This window comes from Snodgrassella sp. W8135, assembly GCF_016101225.1.
Lineage (GTDB): Bacteria > Pseudomonadota > Gammaproteobacteria > Burkholderiales > Neisseriaceae > Snodgrassella > Snodgrassella alvi.
The window spans coordinates 106,746-126,358 of sequence record NZ_JACFQX010000002.1; the positions used below are offsets into that span (position 1 = coordinate 106,746).

General features: G+C 38.6%; 19 protein-coding genes and 1 tRNA gene. 14 read left to right on the top strand and 6 right to left on the bottom strand.

Annotation, left to right across the window (positions count from 1 at the left end):
* Positions 1–94 precede the first annotated feature (94 nt).
* Positions 95–238, bottom strand: a complete 144-nt coding sequence (locus H3T75_RS06535; protein WP_198211347.1) for a hypothetical protein — start codon at positions 236–238, stop codon at positions 95–97.
* Positions 239–733: 495 nt separating this feature from the next.
* Between H3T75_RS06535 and H3T75_RS06540 the strand changes: the two genes are divergently transcribed.
* From H3T75_RS06540 to H3T75_RS06560, 5 genes are all read left to right on the top strand, one after another.
* Positions 734–1,870: an RNA ligase RtcB family protein gene (locus H3T75_RS06540; protein ID WP_110414725.1), complete on the top strand. Its 1,137-nt coding sequence runs from the start codon at positions 734–736 to the stop codon at positions 1,868–1,870.
* The gene (prfH, locus tag H3T75_RS06545) at positions 1,870–2,478 is read left to right on the top strand and encodes a peptide chain release factor H (protein ID WP_025331732.1); all 609 of its coding nucleotides are present in this window, start codon (positions 1,870–1,872) and stop codon (positions 2,476–2,478) included. Before H3T75_RS06540 ends, prfH begins: the two co-directional genes overlap by 1 nt.
* Before the next feature lie 173 nt (positions 2,479–2,651).
* Complete coding sequence (locus H3T75_RS06550; protein WP_078475192.1) at positions 2,652–3,287, top strand: hypothetical protein; 636 nt, start codon at positions 2,652–2,654, stop codon at positions 3,285–3,287.
* 506 nt (positions 3,288–3,793) lie between these two features.
* Positions 3,794–4,444: a DUF421 domain-containing protein gene (locus H3T75_RS06555; protein ID WP_025331730.1), complete on the top strand. Its 651-nt coding sequence runs from the start codon at positions 3,794–3,796 to the stop codon at positions 4,442–4,444.
* A gap of 202 nt (positions 4,445–4,646) precedes the next feature.
* Positions 4,647–5,147: a GNAT family N-acetyltransferase gene (locus H3T75_RS06560; RefSeq protein ID WP_198211348.1), complete on the top strand. Its 501-nt coding sequence runs from the start codon at positions 4,647–4,649 to the stop codon at positions 5,145–5,147.
* A 360-nt stretch (positions 5,148–5,507) separates the two neighbouring features.
* On the opposite strand, the gene H3T75_RS06565 is transcribed toward H3T75_RS06560, so the two are convergent.
* From H3T75_RS06565 to mutS, 3 genes are all read right to left on the bottom strand, one after another.
* Positions 5,508–6,200: a DUF2461 domain-containing protein gene (locus H3T75_RS06565; RefSeq protein WP_198211349.1), complete on the bottom strand. Its 693-nt coding sequence runs from the start codon at positions 6,198–6,200 to the stop codon at positions 5,508–5,510.
* A 699-nt stretch (positions 6,201–6,899) separates the two neighbouring features.
* Positions 6,900–6,976 (bottom strand) — tRNA-Met (locus H3T75_RS06570).
* Between the two features lie 70 nt (positions 6,977–7,046).
* Entirely contained in the window at positions 7,047–9,659 is a 2,613-nt protein-coding gene (gene mutS, locus H3T75_RS06575) for a DNA mismatch repair protein MutS (RefSeq protein ID WP_198211350.1), read from the bottom strand.
* Positions 9,660–9,853: 194 nt separating this feature from the next.
* Here mutS and H3T75_RS06580 point away from each other — a divergent pair, with 194 nt between their 5' ends.
* From H3T75_RS06580 to H3T75_RS06610, 7 genes are all read left to right on the top strand, one after another.
* Positions 9,854–11,182, top strand: a complete 1,329-nt coding sequence (locus H3T75_RS06580; RefSeq protein ID WP_232339937.1) for a murein transglycosylase A — start codon at positions 9,854–9,856, stop codon at positions 11,180–11,182.
* 140 nt (positions 11,183–11,322) lie between these two features.
* Positions 11,323–12,777: a hypothetical protein gene (locus tag H3T75_RS06585; protein ID WP_078475433.1), complete on the top strand. Its 1,455-nt coding sequence runs from the start codon at positions 11,323–11,325 to the stop codon at positions 12,775–12,777.
* On the top strand, positions 12,774–13,922 hold the full coding sequence (locus H3T75_RS06590) for a hypothetical protein (protein WP_078475434.1): 1,149 nt from the start codon (positions 12,774–12,776) through the stop codon (positions 13,920–13,922). Before H3T75_RS06585 ends, H3T75_RS06590 begins: the two co-directional genes overlap by 4 nt.
* A gap of 20 nt (positions 13,923–13,942) precedes the next feature.
* Complete coding sequence (locus H3T75_RS06595) at positions 13,943–14,479, top strand: ATP/GTP-binding protein (protein ID WP_078475435.1); 537 nt, start codon at positions 13,943–13,945, stop codon at positions 14,477–14,479.
* Between the two features lie 5 nt (positions 14,480–14,484).
* Positions 14,485–15,144: a peptidase M23 gene (locus H3T75_RS06600; RefSeq protein WP_078475436.1), complete on the top strand. Its 660-nt coding sequence runs from the start codon at positions 14,485–14,487 to the stop codon at positions 15,142–15,144.
* Between the two features lie 21 nt (positions 15,145–15,165).
* Positions 15,166–15,531 (top strand): roadblock/LC7 domain-containing protein, encoded by a 366-nt coding sequence (locus H3T75_RS06605; RefSeq protein WP_025331721.1) that lies wholly within the window; start codon positions 15,166–15,168, stop codon positions 15,529–15,531.
* A gap of 445 nt (positions 15,532–15,976) precedes the next feature.
* Positions 15,977–16,342: a hypothetical protein gene (locus H3T75_RS06610; RefSeq protein ID WP_198211351.1), complete on the top strand. Its 366-nt coding sequence runs from the start codon at positions 15,977–15,979 to the stop codon at positions 16,340–16,342.
* A 922-nt stretch (positions 16,343–17,264) separates the two neighbouring features.
* On the opposite strand, the gene H3T75_RS06615 is transcribed toward H3T75_RS06610, so the two are convergent.
* Together H3T75_RS06615 and H3T75_RS10965 are read right to left on the bottom strand one after the other, a co-directional pair.
* Entirely contained in the window at positions 17,265–17,588 is a 324-nt protein-coding gene (locus H3T75_RS06615; RefSeq protein ID WP_198211352.1) for a hypothetical protein, read from the bottom strand.
* A gap of 30 nt (positions 17,589–17,618) precedes the next feature.
* Positions 17,619–17,747 (bottom strand): hypothetical protein, encoded by a 129-nt coding sequence (locus H3T75_RS10965; RefSeq protein ID WP_255517931.1) that lies wholly within the window; start codon positions 17,745–17,747, stop codon positions 17,619–17,621.
* Between the two features lie 490 nt (positions 17,748–18,237).
* On the opposite strand from H3T75_RS10965, the gene ybeY reads away from it, so the two are divergent.
* Positions 18,238–18,753, top strand: a complete 516-nt coding sequence (ybeY, locus tag H3T75_RS06620; RefSeq protein ID WP_084548664.1) for an rRNA maturation RNase YbeY — start codon at positions 18,238–18,240, stop codon at positions 18,751–18,753.
* Between the two features lie 2 nt (positions 18,754–18,755).
* Positions 18,756–19,592, top strand: coding sequence for an HlyC/CorC family transporter (locus H3T75_RS06625; protein ID WP_025331717.1), 837 nt, complete (start codon positions 18,756–18,758; stop codon positions 19,590–19,592).
* Positions 19,593–19,613 lie beyond the last annotated feature (21 nt).

Below are 19,613 nucleotides of genomic sequence, written 5' to 3' on the forward strand. Positions count from 1 at the left end.
TCCGACTAACTATTTATTTAGAAGTATTACCAGCAGTAAACATCCAGCACATATTCAGACAGGTATCAGCACAAATAGAAAATTGCTGAAAAACTCAGCATTCAGCCTGAAATTCTCTACCAGTGCCGGTAAACTGTCTTATCAGAGCACATGATTTCTGTACGGCATCAATATATTGCGGCGTTACCGTTCCATTCCTGCCTGAGTTACTGCGACCATAAATATCGTTAATCCCCATCACTATGCTTCTACTGCCGTTCCGCTGACGGGCAGCAGTTCTGGAAATTTTAACTCGGTGCAGATTTTTAAATTAATGCAGGAAACGTGGTTACCGATTAATATCAGAGTGTGAATTATTATTAATGATTAATTTTTATTATTTTCAATTGAAAATAATTGTGTCAAAAGTACCGGATTAGTGTATTAGTGGTGAAATAACTACAGAACACTAATTATAATCAGCTCATTGACATAAAAATCGCTGATTATTTTGACTACCTGTAAAACCTGATTTACAGTACGCCACTCTGTCAAATTATCAACATTGCAACGGAAAGGAATAATTATGTTTGTACTACCTATCCCTTGCAGGTCAATCCAGGGCTGATTACATCCTGATCCTTGGCTGCGGCCTGCCAATTTATTACTCAGCATGCAAATCCTGTTCATTTATGATGAACATGGCTGACTATTGCTTGCTTATTACCAAATAAAATAATTGGAATGGATCAGAATGGGCAATTCTATTCAGCAGCTGGCGGACAATATTACCCTGATAACATCACCAGAACTCTGGTTAGAGGGCGAAGCCATCCGGCAGCTAGAGACAACTGCAAAACTTCCCGATATTAAATACGTTGCCGGTATGCCGGATTTACATCCCGGCCGCGGTTATCCGGTAGGTGCAGCTTTTTTTACTACCCAATATCTTTATCCGGCACTGATTGGCGGGGATATTGGCTGCGGAATGGCATTATGGCAAACCACAGTCAAAATCCGGGCAATGAATCAGGCTAAGCTGATTAAGCGTCTGGATAATATTGACCAGCCGCTATCAATCACAGAATGTACAGCGTTATGGCCAGAAATTCTGCCATTAAATAATCATACATATGCTTCAGGAACCATTGGCAGCGGTAACCATTTTGCAGAACTGCAAATGCTGGAGACAGTTTATGCACCGGAAATTATCCGGGAGGCCGGACTGGATAAACAGCACCTGCAACTGATGGTACATAGCGGTTCACGCGGGCTGGGCGGCATGATTCTGGATAAACATACCCGCCAGTACGGGCATCAAGGATTAATCGCCGATAGTCCTGCCGGTAAAGAATATCTGATGCAACACAATCTGGCTCTGGATTATGCACAGCAGAACCGCGAGCTGATTGGCAGACGTATTCTGGCTAACCTGCGTGAGCAGGGGCAAAAACTGCTGGATATCAGCCATAACTTTATAGAACCGGTAACAATCAATAAGGAGTATGGCTGGTTGCACCGGAAAGGTGCTGCGCCGGCCAACAGGGGATTAGTGATTATTCCCGGTTCACGTGGTGATTTCAGCTATCTGGTACAACCACTGGAGACCGTTTCCTCACTATATTCACTGGCACACGGTGCAGGGCGTAAATGGCAGCGCTCTGCCTGTAAGGGCAGGCTGGCAGAACGCTATACAGCAGAACAGTTAAACCGTACAGCACATGGCAGCAGAGTAATCTGCTGTGATCGTGAACTGTTATATGAAGAAGCCCCTCAGGCATATAAATCAATTGAAAGTGTAATCGCAGCCATGGTTCAGGCTCAGCTAATCAGACCGGTAGCACGCCTTAAACCAGTGATTACTTATAAAGTTCAGGCGGAGAAGAAATAATGCAACTTTTGCAATTATCTGCTGCTTACGGACCAGCTGAATGTTGTCTTGCCGTTGTCAAAGCATTAGCACGTTTACAATATGAAGCTAAACAGAAACAGGTTGAAGTACAAGTTCTGGAACAGGAACCGGCTAAACACGGACTGCATTCGGTACTGGTAAGTTTAGAGGGTACTCAGGCCAGCGCACTGGCTGATATGTGGCAGGGTACTATTCAATGGATTTGTATCAGCCCTTATCGTCCGCAGCACAAACGAAAAAACTGGTTTATCGGAGCAAGTTGTTTTAATCCAGTTGTTCAGCAGTACTCTGATGAAATTGTGTTTGAAACCATGCGTTCATCCGGAGCAGGCGGACAGCACGTTAATAAAACAGAATCAGCTGTCAGAGCAACACATACAGCCAGCGGTATTAGTGTTAAAGTGCAATCAGAGCGCAGCCAGCATGCTAATAAAAAACTAGCTGTACTGTTGCTCCAGCATAAGCTGTTACAGCAGGAACAGCAATTGCAGGCAAGAAATAAGGCGGTTCATCATAAACACCATCATCAGATAGTCCGTGGCAATCCGGTACGAATATTTACCGGCATGGATTTCAAAGCTTTGTAGTGGTAAGCAGGCAACCAGATATCTTCATAGTTGCCTGTTTTATTTTCAACATTAATCTACCGAGTATCCGTTTAGAATAAATTTACAAAAAAAGTGAATATTGACATATATCATATAAATAAATCTGGTTTTTGATAAAATAAATTAATTTACATAATTAATTAAATGTCATAATGAAAAAATATATATTAGAACCTTATGTTGCTTTCGATCCTGATACGGCAACATATTTATTTACCAAGAATATTAAATTAGAAGAAAATCAATCACCGGCGCCTCAAATATCCCGGGAGATATTTAAAATATATTTTCCTAAAAAAATTTTTTTTAGCGGCGTAATTATTTATATCATCGATATTGCATGTTTTTATTTGCAAAAATTTTTTTTAGAGGAAAATGCAATACCTAGAACAGTTATAGAATCTATTCAGATACTCGTGATTATATTTTTACTGATATCTATAGCACAAATTGTCGGAATAATTCGTGAAATCAGAAGATTAAAAAAATTATACCAAGAAATTAACTGGCCTGCTGAATATCATTATGTGTTTTTTGAAGAAGGAATCTTAATCAAATCTGTTGACATGGAAGGTATTTTTTATTGGGATGATTTTATGAGTATTATTTTAACGTCGAATACATTAGCGTTTAATTTATGCCCGGCCGGAACCCAAAAAGGCAATATATTTATCAAACACTATCCGCGTTTACATAATTTCTATCTTTTTACTGATATAGATGAGCAAATAAAAACATTAATTACTTCAATAAGTCAAAGATATAAAAAATTAGTTGTATTTAGATAGCATTTGTTACATTAACAGATAATGAAAACTTTTCCGTAAATTCTTAGCTGCTTTAATGCGATGATAGCTATTGGTAATCTTATCAGTGCCGTTATATAACCTGATGCGGGTAACTAAATCTGGTTTTCTCCGCATCAGAATTCAAATTTTTAAAACCTTCGTCTGAAAATATCTGGCAAGAACGATAAAAATATAACTAAAATAATCCAGCCAAAAACAATATTGCCTTATCAAGACCAAATTTCAACCAAAAGCATTCTTAATTAATTACATAATTTTAAACAAATTAAACATTGAAATTTACCTTAAAATTACAATATAAACCATTGATAATAAATATATATTTTATTATTGTGTTTCTAATATTATAAATATTAATTACTTTAGGATATTGAGCGATATTCAGAATAATATCTTTTATTGATTTCATGATACATTTATTAAAATCAATAATTTATGTTTATTTATCTGAAGCTGCGGTTATTATTGTTTAAAAGGAACCGTTAATGAATCCCATCTATCTCAATATCATTTTCAAAATGCTGGTCGCATTTTGTATTCTGTTAGTGTACATCAACTTATCCGGTAAAGGGTCTCTGGCGCCCATTTCTGCTATTGATCAGGTAGGTAACGTGGTTTTAGGGGCAATTATTGGCGGTCCGCTATATAATCCGTCCATAAGTATTACCCTACTTATGAGTGCTTCCATTTTTTGGGCAGGATTACTGTTACTGGTACGTTACACCACATTTAAGCGCAATATTGCTAAAGATTTTGTTGACGGTACCTCTATACGCTTAATGGAAAATGGAATCGTGCTTTCACAGAATTTTCGTAAAGCAAAACTGTCTATCCGTGATTTTATTATGTTACTGCATCAGCGTGGCTACAACAGTCTGGAAGCGCTCAGTGATGTCTGGTTTGAATATAATGGTCAGATGACCGTAGTAAAAAAAGGTGATCCCTCCATGGCCGTTGTTGTAGTAGAAAATGGAGTAGTGAATTACCCAAGTTTAAAATCTCTGGGGCATGACGAAAAATGGCTGGAAAATGAGCTGAACCGGTTAGGAGAAAAACTGGATGATGTTTTTCTGGCAGAAGTGCATGATAATAAGCTTTGGGTTTATCCAGATGTGCAAAAAAGTAGCGGAAACTAGTTTGATTAAACTTAGTTTGTAAATTTTATGCCATTTATCATGTGGCATCGTATTGAGATAAAAAATTTTTCTGATTCTTAGCTGGCTGTTACCGGCAGCAATACCCAGTATTTTGCAGTGATAATGAATTTCTCAGCAAATATGCGATAACATATCAATGTTGGTGATAATGAAGTGCAAAGTCTTGCTGGAACAAATCATAATGAAAATAGAAAACAAGTTGGGTAATGCTGCATCTGAAATCGAAGTAAAACCATACTCTCCACTCTATGCTACTGAAATATGCGATTTGTTTCATTCGACTATTCATGCTATTGATACCGATATTTATAGCAAAGCAGAGCAAGAAGCATGGTGCCCAACACCACCAGATTATCAGATGTGGTTAAAACGTTTAGATAACACTCAGCCTTGGATGGCTATCTTTGGCTCACGCCTTGCGGGGTTTATTGAACTTAAAAATGATGGTTACATAGACTGTTTTTACGTGCACCCTGACTTTCAAAAACGTGGCATAGCCAGAAAACTCTATGACCATGTGCTTGGCTTGGCACACCAGAAAAAGCTTTCACAATTAAGTGTAGATGCTTCAAGAGTGGCCATGCCAATTTTCAAAAAATGGGGTTTTATAATAAAGCGGGCTAACAAAATATCCAGAGAAAATCAGGTACTGATAAATTACCATATGTATAAACCACTTTGATTTTTATTGAGACCTCTGTTAAGTAGAAAACTTTATAAAGATAGCAGAAAATGAAATACACATCTGGTTTACCTATAATGAAGAAATAAATCCCGAATTTGCTTTGACCAACTATGTCTAATTTTTGAATCATCAGGAATTGGAGCAGTGGCAAAAATTATACTTTAACAAGTATAAACACCAATATTGGGTAACCCGAATGTTAGTGCGTGATGTTCTGAGCAGAGATCTACAAGGTATTCTTGCCGAAAATATAGAATTCATAACTAATAATTATAAGAAGCCCTATAGCTATATTGTCTCAGAAATTAAAAGCTATAACGGGAAATAATAAAAATCATTTTATATTGATGAGAATATTTATAACTTGGAAATATTTTTAATGAATTCTACATCCATTAAAAAATCATAAAGTGGTAATAACTGTTTAAAGCCTTGGGTCAGTTTATTTGGTAAATCCCTGTCAAATATATCTTCGATATGATGACTGGTTGCCATTACAGCAATACTTTTCCGGTTGTACCATGTTGCAATCTTTTTATCCTGCTCTTTAATTAAAGGACGTTTATAACTATCACCAACAAGCTCAAACGGTTTCTTCACACACCTCATCACTTTTAAAAACACTTCTGGTTTATTCAGTATTTCTTCACGGAAAATATCCATGGTTTGTTTGGGTGCACGATAATAACCAAGCCCATATCGATAAGTATCGGGACTAATTTCAAAAAAATAGGCAGGTGCCTCTTTCCAGTCGCGGCTTGGACGTTTAAATGTCAGCCATAATCGGCTGCGATAAAGAGATTTATCTTTTGAGAAACGGGTATCACGATGAATACGTGATATCGTTTTACCAATAGCCGGGCGAGTTTCAAATTCTTTGTCGATTTTCAACATTTCAGGGGTTAACTGTTCAACCAGTGCCCGAAATGGCTGTATCAATTCATGGTCATAAATTGAACGATGCTTATCAAACCACGGCTTACTATTATTAATCCGGATATCTTGTAAAAAATTGAGTCCAGCCTGCGTAAATCCGTTGAATTTATACATTAATCACCCTTTAAATATTCCAGAAAACGCACGGGATTTTCGGATTACTTACTTCATTTTTATCTTACCTAAGTAATTAAAGTTAATCCAGTATTCAGGCAGAGTAAATAAACTGGTTGAAAATTAATTTTTAATGTAATTTCTGATTACCGAGCTCATCAGAACATAACATTGCTGTTTATATTCCAGTGTTTCCGTGTCGAGTCTCATATAATTAATCTAAAGTTTTACGGATATCTGATATTAATCATGGAAGCTTTGAACCGATAACCAATATTACTGAGACTTTGAAAGATTTAATAAATATATATACCGTGCAGTGATGCATGTGAAAATAATATTGTTAACTTTACAGGTTAATATGTGATTGATATGCCTAATTAAGATATTTTTCGATATCTGAAAATATTCTCAGTACAGAAAGATTTTGCATATCTTTTCTGCCTTTATATGTTCAAAGCCATTAAACCTGCATTTTTGATATTGTCGCTTTACATTTATTAGTCAGATATTGAATCTGGTTGTATCAATCAGCTTGTTATGAAATGGATAATTAAGATAAATCGCAACGACTAATAAAAATAAATAAGTAAAATCGGCAATCGAAAACCAGAAATATCTATTTTTAAAATAATGAAATGATGTTCAGAGAATGGATAAAACAAAATGTCCTGTTTTAAACAGGACATTTTAGAAATCTGGATGCGGGGGCAGGATTCGAACCTACGACCTTCGGGTTATGAGCCCGACGAGCTACCGTGCTGCTCCACCCCGCGTCTGGTAAGGGAGCTATTATACGGATAATCAGCCTTATGTCAACTAAAAAACCGATTTTCTATGCATTTTTTATGATGACTGATGATTTTGCCAGCAGTTCACCAGATCATAAATAGCTGCCAGTGCTGCTTTAGGTGTCAGTTCATCAGGCTTTAGTGCATTTAGCTGAGCGCATAAATCAGCAGGAATTGCCGATATAGCAACATGATTAATATCGGTATCCATCATGGTTTCTTCTTCGCTGTCTGCTGCCTGAGCCTGAAACATATCCAGTTGCGGCTGTTCGGAAGCTGCATGCTGTTCAAGTATTTGTAAATGGCGGTAGGCGGCATTTAGTGCCCGCGCCGGCAGGCCGGCCAGTTTCGCTACTGCTATCCCATAACTTTTACTTGCCGGGCCGGATTCAATATGATGCAGAAAAACAATATCCTGTCCTTGTTCCAAAGCCGCAAGATGCATATTGAATGCGTGTGCATGCTGCTCAGGTAAGCGGGTTAACTCAAAATAATGGGTAGCAAAAAGAGTATAACTGCGATTTCTTTGCAGTAAATGTTCTGCAATGGCCTGCGCCAGAGCCAGACCATCAAAGGTGGATGTGCCACGGCCAACTTCATCCATTAATACCAGCGATTGTTCCGTTGCATGATGCAGAATATAAGCCGTTTCCGACATTTCTACCATAAAGGTAGAGCGGTTACCTGCCAGATCATCCGAAGCACCAATACGGGTAAATATCTGGTCAAATTCTCCCAGTGTACAGCTGTCTGCAGGTACCGGAGCACCGATATGCGCCAGTAACACAATTAAGGCTACTTGTCGCATATAAGTAGATTTACCCCCCATATTCGGACCGGTTAAGAGCATCAGGCGCCGTTTTTCATCAAGACGCGTATCATTGGCGGTAAACTGTTTAACTTGCGCAGCCACTACCGGATGACAGCCATTTTTAATTTGTAAACATGGATAGTTTACCAATTCCGGAAAACAGTAATGTTCGGTGCATGCATATCTGGCCAGTGTATTTAATACATCCAGACTGGCTGCCGCACGGGCACAACGCTGTAATACCGGCAGTTCACTTTGTAATTGCAGCAACAGCTTGTCATATATCTGTTTTTCCCGTTCCAGTGCATTTTGCTGTGCACTTAATACTTTTTCTTCGAAATCCTTTAATTCAGGCGTGATATAACGTTCTGCATTTTTCAGAGTCTGGCGTCGCTGATAGTCTGCCGGAGCCTGTTCGGACTGTACTTTGCTCAATTCAATATAAAAACCATGCACACGATTGAATTCAACTTTCAAACTGGATAAACCTGTGCGTTCCCGTTCCCGGTTTTCCAATTGCAGCAAAAACTCATCCGCATGATTCTGTAAACGGCGTAATTCATCCAGTTCCGCATCAAAGCCATCATTAATCACCCCACCGTCGCGCAACCATATCGACGGTTCAGGCATAATCGCCATATTTAACTGTTCGGCAATAGGTGCGGCAGGTGGAAACTGTTCCAGCAGAGTTAGTATCAGGCTGCTACTCTGGCCGGATTCTTCTAAACGAAATTCTGCCAGAATGGTCAAACTATCCCGTAAAGCAGATAAATCACGAGGACGGGCACTGCCAATAGCAATTCGTGCGGCAATACGTTCAATATCAGCTACCTGATTTAGCATGGATGTTACCTGTGCCTGCTGAGAGGCTAACTCTGCAACGGCCTGTTGCCGGGCTATAATTTGCTGACGCTGACGCAATGGCTGATGTAACCATTGTGCCAACAGACGGCTGCCCATATGAGTTGCACACTGGTCTAAAACAGAAAATAGTGTCGGTGCTTTTAAACCGCTTAAAGTCTGAGTTAGTTCCAGATTGCGGCGGGTTGCCGCATCCATACCAATATAAGCAGATTCCTGTTCCAGTGACAGGCTGTCTAAATGTTTAGGTAACTGCATTTGGGTTTGCTGCACATAGTTCAGCAAAGCACCCGCAGCACCGATTGCTGCATCATGTATTCCCGGTTGTAAACCGAAAGCACGTAAGTCCTGACTGCCAAAATAACGCTCAATCATACGGGCACCGGTATCAGCAGCAAATTGCCATGCGTGTAACCGGGTTAGTTGCCGGTCATAGCCACTAAGATTCAATTTTTCCTGAGTCTGATCAGAAAGCAGTATTTCTGCAGCCTGCAAACGTGCCAGCTCATTAGGCAATGCTTCAGGAGTAATGATTTTGCATCTGAATTCTCCGCTTTGCAGCGAAAGCCACGCTATGCCAAGCTGTTTTTTCAATAAAGAAACGGCCGCAATACGGTTGGTCTCTTTATCTTCAAGTAATGCCGTATCAGTCACCGTACCCGGTGTAACAATACGTACAACCTGCCGTTCTACCGGTCCCTTATTTGCCCCCACTTCACCCGTTTGTTCACAAATAGCTACACTTTTACCCAGTTTTACCAGCTTTGCCAGATATTGTTCGGCTGCATGATAAGGTACACCGGCCATTCTGACCGGTTCTCCGTTAATCTGTCCGCGAGTAGTCAGCGTTATATCCAGCAGACGGGCTGCTTCAACGGCATCTTCCAGAAACAGTTCATAGAAATCCCCCATCCGGTAAAACAGTAATTTGTCCTGATGTTCAGCCTTAATAGACAGGTATTGCGTCATCATCGGTGTGAGGGCGGGTTTACTCATAATGTGGAGAATATTTGAATTGATTAAAAAAACGCTATTGTAACAGAGTGTTTACATTCAGTTTATACAACGCCAAATATCACTGCCTAAAATCAGTTATTCAATAGTTCATTGTTTAAAAGCGTGACGGACTGTCATAATGGTGTAAAAATAGAGTTTATATTATCTGTATCGATTTCAATTCCTATTAAAAAATGTCAAAAATCTTGCCATCAAAGAAATTCAGCCTAATTCGCTGCTGGATGCTGTGCTTCTGTGTTTTATTTCTGAGTGCCTGTCCTCATGTCCGTAAACCTACAGATAAAATTCTTCCGGGCGAAACCGGTTCAGTAACACCGGGTAAACCATTACCCCGGAATTATGTCTTTACCCCAGGGAAAGCTGGTGTCAGCTATCGGGCTGTTTCTTATCAGGAATTACCACAATGGCCGATTCAGTCATTTGTTGATAGTCTGGATGCATTCAAAACCAGTTGCAGCAAACTGCAAATGCAGCCAGCCTGGCAGCCAGTATGTCAGCAGGCAGCACGTACATCCAGACATAACCAGCATGCCAGAGTATTTTTTGAAACTTATTTCACGCCATGGGAAGTCAGCCAGAACGGACAGCTGGCCGGTACTGTAACCGGCTACTATGAACCAATGCTGCCGGGCGATACCAGACAGACTGCACAGGCGCGCTTTCCTATTTATGGTATTCCCAGCGATTTTATCGTCGTTCCGCTAAATGCCGGACAGCGTCAGGGTGTTATACGTATCCGACTTACCGGAGCAAATAGCGGCGTCATTACACCTAACGGAGATTACACTGCTAATCTGGCTTCCTTTCCCTTGAATGAGAAAACACGGGCACTAAAAGGCCGCATCAGTGGTAACCAATTGATTCCGTATTACACCCGTGCCCAGATTAATGCAGGCGCACTTAATGGCAAAGCCCCTGTTCTGGGTTATGCTAATGATCCAGTAGAATTATTTTTTCTGCATGTACAGGGGTCAGGGCAGTTAAGAACACCTGACGGCCGGATGCTGCGCCTCAGTTTTGCTGATAAAAATGACTACCCTTATGTATCAATTGGAAAATATATGGCTAACAAAGGCTATCTGCCACTTGCACAAACCTCAATGCAGGGTATTAAAGCCTGGCTACAGCAACATCCGCAGCAATTGGCTGAAGTCTTAGGGCAAAATCCAAGCTATGTCTTTTTTCGCGCATCTGCAGAGCCGGCCAGCGGACCAACCGGTGCATTGGGTGTACCCCTTACCAAAGGATATTCTGCTGCTGTCGACAGCCACTTTATGAATCTGGGTGCCCCTTTATTTGTTGCTACTACCCATCCCGCTAATGGTTTTGGTTTAAACCGGTTAATGATGGCGCAGGATACCGGCAGTGCCATTAACGGTGCAGTAAGAGTAGATTATTTCTGGGGTTATGGCGATGAAGCCGGTGCTTTGGCGGGTAAAATGAAATACCCCGGATACGTCTGGCAACTATTACCTAACGGAATGTTGCCCCAGGTTAAATAAAAATCTGGCGAACAAATGCAAGCTAAGGTAAAATAGTTACAGTATTGACAATTGTATGTGAAGCGTTACCGTAAATGAAAAACATGCATTTAACCATGCGCTCATGCATCTGGCAACTAATTATAAAAGGGATGTAAATTATGGAATTATATTTACCTATTGCCCTTTTGGTTATCTTGCTGGCTGTATTGCTCGTGCTGAAAAAGCGGCAGAAAGCGGCAGGACAAGGCAAAAGTAAAAGTTCGGTCCGCAAAAAGCAATCCGCATCTAAACAAAATAAAAAGACAGGTAAACAGGCTGCTGAAGCCCAGAATACATCCGAGAATGAGGATGCTTCAGCTTCTCTGGAGGATGAGGATTGGGACTGGCAGTTAACCACCAGTCCGGATAAATCCACGGTTTCTGTCGCTACTGTAGATCATCTTACTGAATATAAAGTTTATAAACAGTTTGGTTATTTTCAGAAAGCAGCTGATTCACTCGGTGCATATCTGGAGCAGAATATTGCCCAGCAGAGTCCTGCAATGGCAAATACTCTGGTCAATGAACTGGCTGCATTATGCTTAGATGCCAAAAATTCAGATAAACTTGCTGAAGTAATTGATCAATATCGTAATTATTTCCAGCGGCCTGAATTAGAAAATCTGATTCGCCAAGGACTTGCACTAGATGAAAATCATCTGGGTCTGCGCGTGCTTGCAGAAGATTTGCTGCAATGGGATGTCAAGGAAACAGAAAAAGAAGTAGGCATCAATCAGGATAAAAAACCTGAAGATGTTCGACCTGAAGCAGAATCCTCTGCTAATAAACAGAATGCTGAGGAGCAGCCGCACGAACTGCTGGTAGAAGGTAATCTAGGTAACTTTAAAATTCGCGGTGATGAGCGTGATGTTCTGCTGAGTTTTTCCAAACCCGAAAACAGTTACGTGTTGCTGAAAGAACAGTTGCCCTATGATGCAGCTATTCGCTGTCTAAATAAAGCAATTAAAACATCCAGAAAACCAGCAGGTATGATTATTGATGCTCTGGTGCTGGATTACAGACATAATAATATCAATGTGTTTGCACAGCATTTATGGCGTTTGTATTATACTTTGGGCCAATACGGTAATGTCGTAAAAGAACGTATGCTGGGTTGGGGATACAGTCTGGGTGATCATCCAATGTTTGAAAAGTTGGAGACTAAGCCTAGCGAAACGATATTGCGTGATATTGGCGTGACTCAGGGTTATCTGCCTGTGAATAGCAGTGCCCTTAAAGCTAAACGCCTGTCATTGGTTGATAAAGCATCTTCAGAGAATGACGTGGCCGAAACACCTGCAGAACTTGTATTGCGGGATGTGGAATCGTTGCTTACCTTTGGTCAGTTTGATGAAGCAATGGATTTATTAGAAAAATCAGTCCTGCTTTATCCGCAAGAGTCTCAGCTTTACATTACTTTATTTGACTTATATGAACGTGCAGAAGAATGGTCACGTCTGGAAAAAATGTTACAGGTAATTCGTGCTGAAATTCAGACGCCACCTGAAGAAGTTGTACTTGCTATGAGTCAATTATTGAAACGTATTAACCACGGTGGTGTGCAAAATCAATGATGAACAATTCAATACCCAAAGTAAAAACTGCCTATGTTTTGCTCGTCAATGTGGATGATCGCCAGACAGCCATGTTGCGCATGGCATTTAAGATGTACAATAGTGTAAATTACCAGTTAGTTCAGCCTGAAGATAATTTACAGCCCGAACTGGTTTTGGTTGATGGTGATGCTGACGACGGCGAAGAGCTCTGGCATAAGGCAAAAAAGAAATTTCCTGATGCTGTGGTAGTCTTTTTTGGTCGTAATGCACCATCTTTTACAGCACCTTACCTGATGAAACCTATCCGATTCGATACGCTGTTTCAGCATCTGCGTAATTTGCAGCAGGGGAACGGGGTTTGGCTTGCTGATAAAGCAGCTGCACAAAAAGAATCAGTTAGTGAAAAAATTGAATCAAATGCTGAACATAAGGCAGACAAAATTGCTGAGCATGCACATCAGTCGGTAACTGTAGTGCGCTTTCATACTCAGGGAACCTTACTGGGTATGGTACAAAAGCTTGCTCAGCAAACTGAAGATACAGCAATTCTGTTTAATAATAAGCCTGTATTAATTGTATTTCCCAGCATTGAAAGAGTATTACTGGCAGCTGAAAGTGATTTTTTGCAACAATTGTGTATGCAAACTGATGCAGAATGGCAGACTAAAACTGTACCTGCATCCGCATCAACAGCACAGTTGCATGATAAGGCTAAGCTAACCTTACAATCCTGTATTTGGCAGTTATCAATCTGGACAGCACGCGGTCGTCTGATTGAGCCTATTACGCCGGATACAGTGATCAGACTGAAAGCATGGCCAAATATGACTCGTCTGGCTTATTTGCCTGAAGCTATGCGTCTGTCAGCTTTTTTGGTGCGTACGCCTGTGGCACTGAATACTTTATATAAGTTATTACCAGTTTCTTTAGAAGATGTTTTAAACTATATAGCAGCTACATATTCAATTGGTGCCCTGATTATTGAGCAGCAGTTGACTCCTCCTGCTACACAACAGGAGAAAGAAATGGTTCTGACAAGAAAAGCACCACAAGCTGCTAAACCAGCAAGTGGTACACAAGAGGCAGAATATGATGAGAGCGATAAAGACAAGCCGAAAGGTGGTTTACTGGCACGTTTGATGGGTCGCTTGCGTGGCAATTAATACCTAAGCAGGGAGTAATCATGGTTGAAAATAAAATTATATTTACCGGCCCGGTTGGGGTGGGAAAAACGACTGCCATTGCTGCATTATCGGATGATCCTCCGGTACAGACTGATGCCAGTGCGTCGGATATGACACAGGATAGAAAAGGTCATACTACTGTAGCCATGGATTATGGTGTTATTCGGCTTGATGAACATACAAAAGTTCATTTATATGGTACACCTGGTCAAGAACGTTTTGACTTCATGTGGAGTATTTTAAGTAAGGGGAGTATGGGTTTAATTCTGCTGCTGGATAATACCCGCCAGAATCCATTAAAAGATTTGAAATTTTTTCTTACCTCTTTTCATGATTTACTGGATGAGGCTCCGGTTGTCGTTGGTGTAACTAAAATGGATATCAATCCTCAGCCGGGCGTGGATGTTTATCAGCAGTATTTGGCGCAGCATAAACTTAATGTACCTGTTTTTGAGGTAGATGCCCGTAATGAAGATGATGTAAAACAACTGGTTACTGCTATGCTGTACTCAATTGATCCAGGTTTAGAAGGGTAGTTAGTATGGAATCTACATTACAGCTACATCATGATTTGTATCCTAAAGTGATGCCAGCCGGTGCATTTTATGCGGTATCCAGCCCCAACCAGAGTGCCAGTCGTATGTTGCTGGCCAATATTCTGCAGGCGGATATTAATGCGAAGTTAACCGAAGAGCGTTTGAAACGATGGGCTGAAACAGATGATGTTCACACAGCGTTGAATTTGTTATATCGCTTACAACGTCTGGAATTCTTATACGGAGAGGCTAAACCCAGTTCTCAGCTGGTTAAAGTTACCTCTGATGAATTTGAAAACATTCTGGGGCAGCTATCAGACAGCCATAAAGCACTGTTGGTAGATCAGGATGGTTTTTATTTTGCTAATGTCGGTTTTAATCATGAAACTGCCGAAGAGGTAGCTAATCTGGCTAGTGAGGCTACACGCCTGACAGAAAAACACAGTTTACTGATTAAAAATAACCTTAATATCTACAACAACGCTATCGGGATATGTGATCCTGCCGGTCAGAGTGAATTAACATTCTTCCCTCTGTATATAGGCAATACCAAAAATATTTTGGTAACAGCAGGATTGCCGCTACTAAATGGTGAAGCTTTTGTCACGATGGTACGTGGTTTGTACGTATTGGCGGGTGAAGACATTCATGTGGTAAATGAATAACATCAATAGAAAGACATCAAGATGCAAGAACAATTACTGGTTTCGGTATTAAGTGATTTAAACAGCTCTTCGGCTGATATTACCGCATCTGCTGTAATTTCCTCCGATGGTCTGCCGGTAGCAACCTTGTTACCGAATGGTGTTGATCCAGACCGCGTTGGTGCAATGGCAGCAGCTTTGCTTGCTTTGGGAAACCGTACCTCCCGTGAGTTACAATGTGATGAACTGGAGCAAGTTATGGTTAAGGGTAAGCATGGTTATATTCTGCTAATTCAGGCAGGTGAGACCAATGTACTGGCTGTTACTGCTAACGAAGGCGCTAAACTTGGTCTCATTTTATTGGATGCCCGCCGCGCAGCACGTAGTATTGTAGATATTTTACGCTAAATTATCATATATAATGAAAGCCCTGTTTTCAGATATTTAAGCAGGGTGAGTAATTTTATATCAAAGAGGTAAATTGATAAATGGCTTAGAATAGCAGTATATTTTAAATCATTTGAAGCAATCAATTTACCATATGTCTTTTGCCATAAATAAACTCAATATTTAGAATAAATGCTGAGTTTATTTATGGATTTTGTTTGGATTCAAGAAACAGCTATTTTAATTATTATTGAATTAGCCTAATCAGTTTCACAATGCATTAGAATCTTGTTTTTTAATATCTGTATTCATTTATATAATTTAAATAATAAATATATTAAGAAAATAAAATAATTATATATAAAAATAGTGAATCAGTAATTTATACTTTTGGCAAAAAACAAGCAAATTATTGAAACAATAAATATTGGAAAGATGTTTAATTCTATTTTTTCTTAGGGGTACAATGAAATTTAAATTAGTAATGTTTATATTATTAGGTTTAGTTTTTACCCTGCAAAATGTTTATGCTAATTCTGATGTGGATTTAGATACCATTCCGGAAGAATATCGATTTCCCAAATATAATAACATTGCTCATCCGCCAATTAATGTTGAATATAAAGGCCATAAAGGCACAGCGATGTTTCTTAGTAATACTCTTGAAAAAGAAAAGCGTAATTTAGAGGTTTATTTCTTAACAAATAATAATAAAGAATTAAATAAAGCATACGAACTTGATACATATCAATATGGTGATGCAGAACTAGTAAGTGCTTTTGAATATGCTGATAAAAAAAACAGGCGACAAATACATTTACATTTTACTTAAAGATACTTTAGAACCAAACATATCATACAGTTATGGCTTTATTAAATTACCTCTATTTATAGAAGATGATGGTATATTTAAGGCATTATTTTTTTGGGGGATAATAGAGTCATATCAAAAACGATTTGTATCGATAATTTTCAAACCGACGAACGCTGTGAATTTTCAACGAAAGAGGGATTGATAAAATATCTTAATAAAGTGAATGAATGATAAATGGGACTGAATTATTATTTTTTATTAATCAATTAAGTAAAAGATTAAAAAATGGGATGAAGTAAATTTACTGAGTTGTATTAAATCTTAAAAGATAAATCGGTTAATCAAGAATAATATATTGATTAAATTTAGATTAATACATTTATTTGTTTTGCTGAGAATCTTAAACAGACATAAATGTACACCACCAAAAATAATTCTTCAAAATACATTATTAAATTACTTTATTGTTGATAAAAGGTAGATAGAATTAGATGGTAATAAAGTTTATTGTGAAGAAACAATAAAAGTGCTTGTGTTATTGAAAGGAAAGACAATAAATTTTTATTCATCACATTGATTTATAGGTTATAAATTTCAGGGTAATAACCATTTGTATGTTATTTGTAATGATATTTTGCAAATCTTGCATAATAAAGAATTATTATAACAAATTTCATTATGTTCATTAATCATAGTAGAGTAGGGCTTAGTTTTTTATTCACTTTGTTCCTTACATTGGCGGTTTTGTATTACTCATTTTATGTACCTGAACGGAACTCTTGGCAGTGATCGTTTTGGCGAAGATTCACTTGTAAGTTCTAACAGCAGTTTAATATAATATTTTAGTTATATCGTTTAATCAAAAGAAAGGTTTAATTAATAAAGTAGGCTCTTTTTTATATTCAACACACACTATATAAATAAATTATGCTTATCAGTATCACGATGCAGATATTTGATGAGCTGGCAAATTTTCTCCACCTATTTGAAAAAAAGATAACTGATAACTAATTATATCTTCTTTATTTTCAGGAATATAAAACTGAACTTCACACGGATGCTCTGGAAACTGTAATTTTAGTTTTGCAGTATAAATTTCTTTAAGCACTTTACCTAAAGCAACTACTTTGTCACTCGTTACTTGTTCATTACAATGAATATCGGCGATGTGAAGGTGGTTAACAAGACACTCTACAGAGTAGCGCGTAGCCCCTTCCTTTTTTGCCCAACTATTGAGATAATCTGCTGTGAGCCCTTCTCGCACAATATAGCCATCAATCCATTGAAATGTTGGTCAAAATAATGTGCAATAACCCACGGCTAAATCATAACTCCCCATACAGCCAATCCAACTTTCTAAATCAATGCCTGCTCCATTATTCCATGCGCCTAGCTCTTGCTGCATACTTTCAGGAATGTTCATTATGAGCTCCATCTACTAGTAAAATAATATAATCATAACATAGCAAAGTGCTTGTTTAATTAAAGGTGCTCTTAGTACTCTCTCAAAAAAGACACTAACCACATTAATAGTCGGTGCCTTTTTGGTTAATAACACATCAAATCTTAAGAGAGCAGTGGATTAATGAAGATTAATTTAAAAATAAGATTTTAACATTTTAAATGCTGGATAATAAAATTTGTACAGTTAAAACTATATGTAAGAAATTGATGAAAAAATATGATGTTAAAATGGAAAATAACAAATAGGATAATGGGTGATGATACAAAAAATGAACGATTATGTGCAATATAGCTGTATAGATCAAAATTTTAATATAAATATTATCAAATTGAAATTTAAACTTTAATAGTAAAATCCTGATAAAAGCATTATTTCCTGAATCAGTGATATAGTGCATTTATCAATAGTACTTGTTAAAATATACCTATTAGGATCAAAAATAAATTAGATGAAAATTGCCAAAAAAAAGCCAGTTTTACAGCATTTGAATCAAATATTTAGTTTAAATGTCGATAATCGCAGTAATGCCAGCCTTGTTCCTACTTATAGACAGTGGCGGCAATGGATATGGCAAACATGTAAGAATAGTTATAAACAAGCCAATATTGCCATATTACTGTGTAATGAAGATGAGGCAGCCCAATTTAATCATGATTATCGAAACAAAAATTATGCAACTAACGTTCTGAGTTTCGCACTCAACGAAGGCGAAAGCATGTATTTGCCTGATTGTTCAGAACTCAATGGCGATCTGATTTTTTGTCCTTCGGTGATAGAAAAAGAAACCGCTGACCAACATAAATCAGTGATAGCGCATTACGCTCATCTGACTGTCCATGGTGTTTTACACCTGATGGGTTATGATCATATTGATGATGATGAAGCAGAAATTATGGAAGCGCTTGAAATTCGTATTCTGCATCAGTTAGGATATACTAATCCCTATATACAGGATGAATATTGATTATGGACGAAAGTTCATCGAAACCCGGATTTTTTGAGCGACTGGTTAATCGTATATCTGGAGAGACGCCGGATACTGAAGAAGACGTACTGCAAACCTTGCGGGAAGCTCATGAACGACAGGTTTTTGATGCAGATACCTTACAATGTCTGGAAAATGTACTGGACTTTGCTGATCTGGAAGTACGCGACGCGATGATAACGCGCAGCCAGATGGATGTGATTAAGATTGATGATTCATTAGACAAAATTATTACTTATATCATTGATACTGCTCATTCTCGTTTTCCGGTAATTGGTGAGGATAAAGATGAAATTCTGGGTATCCTGCATGCAAAAGATTTACTCAAATACTGGAATAAAACAGAGCATTTTCAGCTAGAGCAAATATTACGTCCTGCTGTATTTGTTCCGGAGGGTAAATCACTGAATACATTGCTGAAAGAATTCCGTGAGCAACGTAATCATATGGCTATTGTTGTTGATGAATATGGCGGTACTTCCGGACTGGTGACATTTGAAGATGTAATAGAGCCTATCATTGGTGATATCGAAGATGAATTTGATGAAGATGATAGTGCTGATAATATTTTTGCAGTGTCTGCTGAGCGGTTTCGCGTTAATGCGGTGACAGAAATAGAAGATATCAATGCATTCTTCGGTACTGATTATTCTGATGAAGAAGTAGACACTATTGGCGGTCTGGTTATTCAGGAAATAGGACACATGCCGGTACGAGGTGAAAAAATTACCATTGGTAAATTAAACTTCACAATAGCCCGGGCTGATGCACGACGCTTACAGACACTAATGGTAACTGTTAAACATGATGTAGATTAGTATACTTAATGCGGTTACACA